The sequence below is a fragment of the Aeromonas sp. s1(2024) genome (assembly GCF_040908005.1).
GTDB lineage: Bacteria > Pseudomonadota > Gammaproteobacteria > Enterobacterales > Aeromonadaceae > Aeromonas > Aeromonas caviae.
This window is the reverse complement of the sequence record NZ_JBFOCW010000068.1, coordinates 56,380-63,777: the sequence shown is the minus strand read 5'-3', so window position 1 is coordinate 63,777 and position 7,398 is coordinate 56,380. Positions and strand designations below refer to the sequence as shown.

At 64.3% G+C, this 7,398-nt stretch carries 7 protein-coding genes, 1 tRNA gene and 1 pseudogene; 2 read left to right on the top strand and 7 right to left on the bottom strand.

Annotation, left to right across the window (positions count from 1 at the left end; genetic code table 11):
- Window positions 1-105: 105 nt before the first annotated feature.
- The 5 genes from AB5Y70_RS16765 to AB5Y70_RS16745 all read right to left on the bottom strand — a co-directional run bounded on the left by AB5Y70_RS16765 (window position 106) and on the right by AB5Y70_RS16745 (window position 4,015).
- Window positions 106-182: transfer RNA gene (locus AB5Y70_RS16765), tRNA-Met, on the bottom strand.
- Between the two features lie 223 nt (window positions 183-405).
- Window positions 406-1,125, bottom strand: coding sequence for a hypothetical protein (locus AB5Y70_RS16760; RefSeq protein ID WP_010674858.1), 720 nt, complete (start codon window positions 1,123-1,125; stop codon window positions 406-408).
- Between the two features lie 106 nt (window positions 1,126-1,231).
- On the bottom strand, window positions 1,232-2,866 hold the full coding sequence (locus tag AB5Y70_RS16755) for an ATP-dependent endonuclease (RefSeq protein WP_010674859.1): 1,635 nt from the start codon (window positions 2,864-2,866) through the stop codon (window positions 1,232-1,234).
- Window positions 2,867-2,942: 76 nt separating this feature from the next.
- Window positions 2,943-3,065, bottom strand: coding sequence for a hypothetical protein (locus AB5Y70_RS16750; RefSeq protein ID WP_256094327.1), 123 nt, complete (start codon window positions 3,063-3,065; stop codon window positions 2,943-2,945).
- 62 nt (window positions 3,066-3,127) lie between these two features.
- Window positions 3,128-4,015 carry a helix-turn-helix domain-containing protein gene (locus AB5Y70_RS16745; protein WP_029314580.1) on the bottom strand — a complete coding sequence of 296 codons (888 nt, stop codon included), beginning with the start codon at window positions 4,013-4,015 and terminating at the stop codon, window positions 3,128-3,130.
- Between the two features lie 169 nt (window positions 4,016-4,184).
- On the opposite strand from AB5Y70_RS16745, the gene AB5Y70_RS16740 reads away from it, so the two are divergent.
- Together AB5Y70_RS16740 and AB5Y70_RS16735 are read left to right on the top strand one after the other, a co-directional pair.
- Window positions 4,185-5,102, top strand: coding sequence for a DMT family transporter (locus AB5Y70_RS16740; protein ID WP_010674861.1), 918 nt, complete (start codon window positions 4,185-4,187; stop codon window positions 5,100-5,102).
- A 51-nt stretch (window positions 5,103-5,153) separates the two neighbouring features.
- The gene (locus tag AB5Y70_RS16735) at window positions 5,154-6,086 is read left to right on the top strand and encodes a LysR family transcriptional regulator (RefSeq protein WP_010674862.1); all 933 of its coding nucleotides are present in this window, start codon (window positions 5,154-5,156) and stop codon (window positions 6,084-6,086) included.
- 52 nt (window positions 6,087-6,138) lie between these two features.
- On the opposite strand, the gene AB5Y70_RS16730 is transcribed toward AB5Y70_RS16735, so the two are convergent.
- On the bottom strand, window positions 6,139-6,918 hold the full coding sequence (locus tag AB5Y70_RS16730) for a TSUP family transporter (RefSeq protein WP_010674863.1): 780 nt from the start codon (window positions 6,916-6,918) through the stop codon (window positions 6,139-6,141).
- Between the two features lie 366 nt (window positions 6,919-7,284).
- Window positions 7,285-7,398, bottom strand: a pseudogene (locus AB5Y70_RS16725) (DTW domain-containing protein); the annotation flags it as partial.

Below are 7,398 nucleotides of genomic sequence, written 5' to 3'. Positions count from 1 at the left end.
CACCCCGCGTCCGAATTGTATTGCCACCACAAAAAGCAGAGCAGTTGCTTCTTGCTGTCTTCGTCTCCACCGCTGCGCTATGCGCTTGCCATGGACACAAATGGTTGGTTGCGGGGGCCGGATTTGAACCGACGACCTTCGGGTTATGAGCCCGACGAGCTACCGAGCTGCTCCACCCCGCGTCCGAGGTCGCCCATAATAGGCGCCAACGCTGAGATTGCAAGTAAATATCCTAAAAAAAGTTTATTCGGGGATTAAACCGTCACATACTGCGCTCTTTTGCAACAAATCGCAGTTTTTTCAGGCAGCTAGCGATCTCTTCCCCCTCAGGCCCCTCCCCGCCTTTACCCTCTTTCCCATAAAAAAGCCCGCACGACAAGGTGCGGGCGGGAGAATGCGCCGGGATCAGGCCAGCTGGTGCAACACGCTGGTCGCCGCAATCTGGGCGATGATGAGGCCGCACAGGGTCACGGAGACCACCACGGGGGCCGTCTCCTGCTGACGGTAGATGGGGCTGAACCAGAGCAACAGGGCTGCGACCAGCAGGCCAGCCTGGGTCACTACCCCGGGGATCAGCGGGTCGAGCCCGGCGCTGCTCCCCTGCCAACCCACCAGCACCGCCAGCCAGATAAGACTCAGGATGGCGGAGACGAGCCCCGCCAGGGGCAGCAGCAGATTGAAGGCTTGCAGGCGGTGGCGGGCACGCAGCAGCATCAGGTGGGCAAAGGCCGACCCCAGCAGTACCATCTGCAGCAGGCCGCCGAGCCAGCCCTGGATCTGCATCAGACCCAGCCCGTAGAGGGCGAGCGGCATGGCGGGCAACCACAGCAGGGTGGCGGGGATGGCGCGCTTGCCCTCCAGGCGAGACTGGACCAGGGAGAGCACGATACCGAGCACCAGGGCGGCCCCCCCACTCCAGATGAGCCAGCCCGCAACCTTGGCCTCCACCGCCAGCATCAGAGAGAGCCCGGTGATCACCCAGACCGAGAAGAGCTGGGTAGTGATCCGCGAGCGCTGGCCCGGGCAGAGATCCCCGCGCCACAGGACGAGCCCCACAGCGATCAGGGCCCCCAGGGCCATCAGACCGGTCAGGGGAAAGAGCCAAAAAGGAAGTTGGACGAACATAGGGTCTCCGGCAGCAGTCCGGGTGCGGGTGCACCCATCACAGGGTAAGGAAGGACAAGAGGCAGGGAGTATATCCAAACTCCCTCCGTCTTCCCAACGTCGCCGGTCAGCTTTGTCCCCGGGCAAGGGCAACCACCCGGGCAAACATCTGCTTGAGCACAGGGGGAATGTGCTCGCTGCCGAGGCGCTCCGCCTCCTCCACCACCGCCAGGGCCATGCCTGGCTTGCTGCGATGGTGGATCGCCTTGGCGATGATGCGCCCGGCGTTGAGGGTGGAGCGCCCCCCGACCCCCGCCTCACGCCGGAACACCCCCTCGAACCCGTTCTGGTAGAGGTAGTGCTCTATGTCTGCCGCCGGCAACTGGGTCAGCCGATCCCGCTCGCGCTCCCCCTTGAGCAGGGAGCGAGCGGAACTCGCATACTTGGCACCCGCCTCGTCACCGTCGGTGAGCAGGTGCCACTCTATGCCAAAGTCCCGGGCCACCTTGATGAGAGGAGCCTGGCCGCACTGGGCGAACTCGATGATGCGCACCCCCTCCGCCCGCAGGCTGTAGCCGCAGATCTGGGCCAGCTCCGAGAGCAGCCAGATCTCGGTCTCCCCTTCCACCAGCAACCAGCAGCGGGCAAACATCGACATGGGCCTGTTGATGCGCACATGGAAGGCAATCTTGCGCAGATCGTCGCTGCTGTAGCGCTCCCCTCCCAACTGATGGCAGAGGATGTCCTGCTGGCGGCGCACCAGACGGCGCACCTGATTGAGGGGCAAGGAGGAGAGCAGGTCCCCCGAGTTGGTGGTGAGCAGCTTCTGGCCGGGCAACTGCTCCAGCAGACCCCAGGCCAGGGCCAGCATGGTGGGATGCAGGCGACTCTCGGGGTCTTCCAGCATCAGTATGGGTCTGGCCCCCTCCTCCAGCTCCCGGTTGCCCCGGGCGTGGAGCAGCATGGCCGCCATGCCCGCCATGGCCAGCTGCAGCGCCCGGTTGTCCGCATTGCGCAGCAGCACCTGCAGGTTGCCGGGATTGCGCAGGGTCATGGGGCGATTGACGATATCCCGCTGGCTGCGAGGCTTGTGCTTGATGGGCGCCAGGGCGCTGAAGTAGTGCTCCATCAACTGCTGCACCGCCTGCAGCGCCTCCTTGAGTTCTGGCTCGCCGATGCGCTGGGGCTCATCGGTGAGCTTGCCGGCCAGCTCGTCCAGCCGCTGCTCGCACAGATCCCCCCAGGGCAGCCGCTCGATACCATCCCTGGCGGTACGGGCATCCCGCAGCCTGAACACCGGATTCATGGTGATGAGCAGACGCACCAGCGCCTCGTTGTTGTCGATGGTCAGGCTCTTGCCGATGCCGTCGAGAAAGTCGTGGGTGGTGAGCACGCTGCCATCGTCCTGCAACTCGGCACTGGCACGATAATGCACCCGGTGGAACTTGTCCTTGTGCGGGATCCAGGCCGCCCCGAGGCGGGCCAGACGGCGGGAGTGCTGGCACATCTGGGGACGATACTCGCTGAAGGTGAGCACCAGTTGCAGCGTGCGCGAGGGTTCGAGCTCGGGATCTTCCGGCCGATGAAAATCATCCTGACCAAATTGATAGGGCTCGGCATCCCCCAGCAGGCACCAGAGGGCCCGCAGCAGGCTGGATTTGCCCCAGGCGTTTTCGCCGATGAGCACAGTGGTGTTGTCCAGCCCGAGGGAGAGGCGATTTATTCCGCGAAAACCTTTGACTTCAATGCGTTCCAGAAACATGCGGCCATATCCAGTCCATCCTGATGGCGCAATAGTGGCAAAGTTGCCGGAAAAATCCTATCGGGTTACGGCGTTTTCAGCGGGAACTGTGAGGAACGAGCGGTTCGGGCGGCGTCGGCTGGGTGGCGCGATAGAGGGGGGCATTCCAGTGGTTGAACCAGAGATGGCGAGTACGGGTCTGACGTTTGCGATGATTCAATGGGCATTCCTTTCAATGGACAAGAGACAGAGGGTACACCTCTTTTGCCCAGAGTCTCAGGGTTATCTGTGACAGGAGAATGACAACTGGGCTCGCCACTGGCCCGGGCTCAGGCCGAACGCCTCCCGAAAGCGGTTGCCAAAATGGGCCTGGGAGGAGAAGCCGCACTGGGCGGCGATGCTGGCCAGGGGCTCGCTTCCCGCCAGCAACTGCTTGGCCCGCTTGAGCCGCAGCCCGAGCAGGTAGCGGTGGGGCGGACAGCCCAGGCTCTGCCCGAACATCCGGGCGAAGTGGTATTCGCTCAGACCCGCCTCCCGGGCGAGCTCTCCCAGAGTGACCGGCTCGGCCAGGTGAGCCTGCAGATACTCCTGCACCCGGCGCACCACGGCCGGGGCCAGGCCGCCGCGCACTTCCGGCAGCGCCGGGGCCTCGCGGGTGTGATGGCGATAGGCGTGCAGCATCAGCATCCAGGCACCGTGGGAGAGCGCCATGCGATCGATGCCGTGCTGCCAGTCCAGCTTCATCAATTGCCCCTGCACCAGGGCCACCGCCTGGGGATCGTCGATGAAGGTCTTGTCTTCCAGTTGCAGATGACGCCCCTCCTTGTCACACGCCTGCTCGGCGATGCGGGTGAAGTGGGCGGGGGTGAAGTAGAGGTGGAAGAAGCGAAACTCCTCGCGCACCAACCACTCGGACCTGTGGTGATCCGGCATGATGCACACCTTGCCGGCACCACCATGGCCACCGGGGCCGTCCAGCCGCTCGGTCTGCTCGCCCCCCTGCAGGTAGACGCTGATGGTGTGGTTGCCCGGCTTGTGGTAGCGGGTCTGATCGTAGCGGTTGCACCAGCTCGCCACCCCGAGCCCGGGCTCCAGCCAGCAGGAGTCCTCCAGTCTGGCACCGGTGCTCACCAGGGCATCAAAGACCCCCGCCTGTCTTGTCTGCTGCATGGCATGCTGCACGCTTGCGTCCCTCTCCCGCCCCTTTCCTGTCGCCATCTTATCGCGCCTCATGGTCAAAGGCTGCGCCTCCGTTGAAAAAACCGCAAGATGGTGCAAGCCGGCACCCCGCCTCCCGGTTCATGCTGATCACATCATCTTCTCTTGATGGGATCACACCATGAATCTGATGCTCTATGTTTCCACCGTCCTCATCTGGGGCAGCACCTGGATTGCCATCGCCTGGCAGCTCGGCCCCATCCCCATCGAGGTCTCGGTGCTCTATCGTTTCGCCCTGGCGGCCCTGGCCCTGTTCACCCTGCTCACGGTGAGCGGCAAGTTTCCGCGCCTGCCCTGGGCGGGCCAGCGTTATGCAGCCCTGCTCGGCGCGTTGCTCTTTTCCACCAACTTCCTCTGTTTCTACCACGCCACCCTCTATATCCCGAGCGGTCTGTCGGCGGTGATTTTCGCCAGCGCCAGCATCTTCAACGGCCTCAATCTCTGGCTGTTCGAGGGTAAACGACCGGGCCTGCGCTGGCTGCAAGGATCGTTGCTGGGGCTGCTTGGCACCCTGCTGCTCTTCTGGCCGGTGCTGGCGGATGCGCAACTGGGTGCAAACGGCTGGAAGGGCTTGCTCTTTGCCTGCGCCGGCACTCTCTGCTTCTCCCTGGGCAACCTGGTCTCCGCCCGGGGACAGCGCCAGGGCTATCACGTATTGCAGATGGTACCCTGGGGCATGGTCTACGGCGTGGCGCTGCTGCTGGGCTGGGTCACGGTACTCGGTCAGTCACTCACCCTGCCCACCGACCCGCGCTACCTCGCCGCCATGGTCTATCTGGCCATCTTCGGCTCCGTCATCGCCTTCACCGCCTACCTCACCCTGGTGGGGCGCATCGGTGCCAGCAAGGCGGCCTACGCCACCGTGCTCTTCCCCCTGGTGGCCCTCACCCTCTCCACCTTCTATGAAGGCTTTGTCTGGCAGACGGTCTCCATCGTCGGCGTGGTGGTGAGTCTCATTGGCAACCTGGTGATCTTCGCGCCCCCCGTCAAGGCGTGGCGCTGGCCGCTATCAAGGGCCGCAAACGGTACTTGCCCCTGATGCCACCAGCCCCTAAGGTAACCGCGTCCAACACACGAGGAGGGAGGACGCATGTTACTGGAAGGGCTGGAGACACTCTGCCTGCTGGCAAGCGAGGGCACCATGGCCAAGGTTGCAAGCCGCCTCTATATCAGTCAGTCGGCGGTCAGCAAGCGCATCGCCCAGCTGGAGCAGCGCCTTGGCAAGAAGCTCATCGAGCCGGATGGCCGTCATATCCGCCTCACTCCCCAGGCCCGTGAACTGCTCGCCCGGGTAGCCCCGAGCCTCGCCGAAATGAAGGGGGTGCTGGCGGACAGCCAGATCCTCACGGATCAGACCCCTCTGTCCATCGCCTGCTCCGAAACCCTGTTGGCGGGCTACCTCGCCCGCTTCATGCACGCCTACCTTGAACGGGATCCCCACATTGCCCTCTCTACCCACCACACCCCGGTCATTCTGGCCCGGGTGCGCGGCGGGGATGCCCTGCTCGGGATCTGCGCCGGTCGCCTGCCGCCGGGCCATGGGCTGTGTGCCGAACGGCTGCTGGAGGAGCCCTTCTATCTGGTGGGGGACGCTCTGGATGAGGCGGCGCAGCCGGATCACCAGAGCGCCTTGCAAGAAACTGTGACCAGCAAGCAACTGACTGAAGGCGACGTGAGTAAGGGGATGCAGGGCAAGGTGCGCAATATCCTGACCATGGATCTGGAGAACCCCTCCAACCGCTATCTGCGCGAGCCCCTGGCCGCCCTCGGGCTTATCCCCGCCATGGAGCTCGATTCCTACCTGGCACTGATCGAGCTGGCCAAGGCAGGCATTGGCCCCGTGCTCCTGCCCGCCGGCCTGCTGGCGCTGGTGGGTGAGCAGGGGACACAGGCACGCCCCCTGCCGGGACTGGGCCGCCCGCTCCACCTGGTCTATCGGCCAAACAGCCTCAAGCGCGATCGCATTGCCCGCCTGGTGCAGGCGCTGCAAGCCCATTTCCGGCAACTTTCGGCACTGGGCTGAAACGCAAGAGGGCCCGATCTGCGATCGGGCCCTCGTCATGGCGGGTACCGGCTCAGCCCAACCAGGCAAAGAGCTCGGGGTACTGGCTCCACACCAGCTTGGCGGACATCACCAGGGAGACGGTCACCAGCAGCGGCTTGATGAGCTTCACCCCTTTCTTGAGCACCAGCTTGGAGCCCATGCGCGCCCCGATGAACTGCCCCAGCGCCATGCACAGCCCCACGCTCCACACCACCTTGCCCCCCAGGGTGAAGAAGAGCAGAGAAGCGATGTTGGAGGTGAAGTTGAGCAGCTTGGTGTGGGCGGTGGCCCGCGCCATGCCGAAGCCCGCCAGGGCCACGAAACCGATGGCAAAAAACGACCCCGTGCCCGGCCCGAAGAAGCCGTCATAAAAGCCCACGCCCCCTCCCACCAGCAGGGCGAACGCCATGGGGGTGAGGCGGCGCTGGCTCTCCGCATCGCTCACCCTGGGGGAGAAGTAGAAGTAGCAGGCAAACGCCATCAGCAGGAAGGGGAGCAGCCGCTCCAGGATGGCGGCATCGATGGTCTGCACCGCCAGGGTGCCGATGGCCGCCCCGATGAAGGTGCAGATGACAGCCGGCCAGATGATGGCCCACTCAAGGAGCCCCTTGCGGGCATAAAACCAGGTGGCGGAGAAAGAACCGAAACTGCTCTGCAACTTGTTGGTGCCAAGCACCAGGGCCGGCGGCATGCCGGTGGCCAGCAGGGCCGGCACCGTCAAGAGCCCTCCGCCCCCGGCGATGGCATCGATAAAGCCGGCGATGAGGGCCACCCCGAACAGGGCGACCAGGGTGAGCAGTTCCAGTTCCATCCATAGACCTCGTGTGATTGGCGGCGCCCGGCATGGCCTGGAGCCTGAAGGAGTCAACAGGTCGCTATCCTAGCGAGGGCGGGCTCATGAAGCCAACGAAACAATGGCAGCCAACTAATTCCTTATTTTCATTAATCAGCGTGCGAGAGGGCCTGTGCTTTGATAGCCGCCACCCACTGCAACAGGGGCGCTTCATCCTCGCCGGGTGCACGGCTTACCCGGCCAGCCATCTAGCGGCTGCTGATGAGGATTAATCCAGAGCGCGGCTCTGGCCCTTGATGGCCTCCACCCCCTGCAACAGGGGCGCTTCATCAGCACCGGGCGCACAGCTTACCCGGCCAGCCATGTAGCGGCTGCTGATGAGGATTAATCCAGAGCGCGGCTCTGGCCCTTGATGGCCTCCAGCCCCTCCAGCAGGGGCGCTTCATCCTCACCGGGCGCACGGCTTACCCGGCCAGCCATGTAGCGGCTGCTGATGAG

Excerpts from the sequence above, each read along its gene's own strand:
- AB5Y70_RS16760 (WP_010674858.1), bottom strand. The coding sequence starts at position 1,125 with ATGTTCGTCCAACTTCCTTTTTGGCTCTTTCCCCTGACCGGTCTGATG.
- AB5Y70_RS16735 (WP_010674862.1), top strand. The coding sequence starts at position 5,154 with ATGTTACTGGAAGGGCTGGAGACACTCTGCCTGCTGGCAAGCGAGGGC.
- AB5Y70_RS16755 (WP_010674859.1), bottom strand. The coding sequence starts at position 2,866 with ATGTTTCTGGAACGCATTGAAGTCAAAGGTTTTCGCGGAATAAATCGC.
- AB5Y70_RS16740 (WP_010674861.1), top strand. The coding sequence starts at position 4,185 with ATGAATCTGATGCTCTATGTTTCCACCGTCCTCATCTGGGGCAGCACC.
- AB5Y70_RS16730 (WP_010674863.1), bottom strand. The coding sequence starts at position 6,918 with ATGGAACTGGAACTGCTCACCCTGGTCGCCCTGTTCGGGGTGGCCCTC.
- AB5Y70_RS16745 (WP_029314580.1), bottom strand. The coding sequence starts at position 4,015 with ATGCAGCAGACAAGACAGGCGGGGGTCTTTGATGCCCTGGTGAGCACC.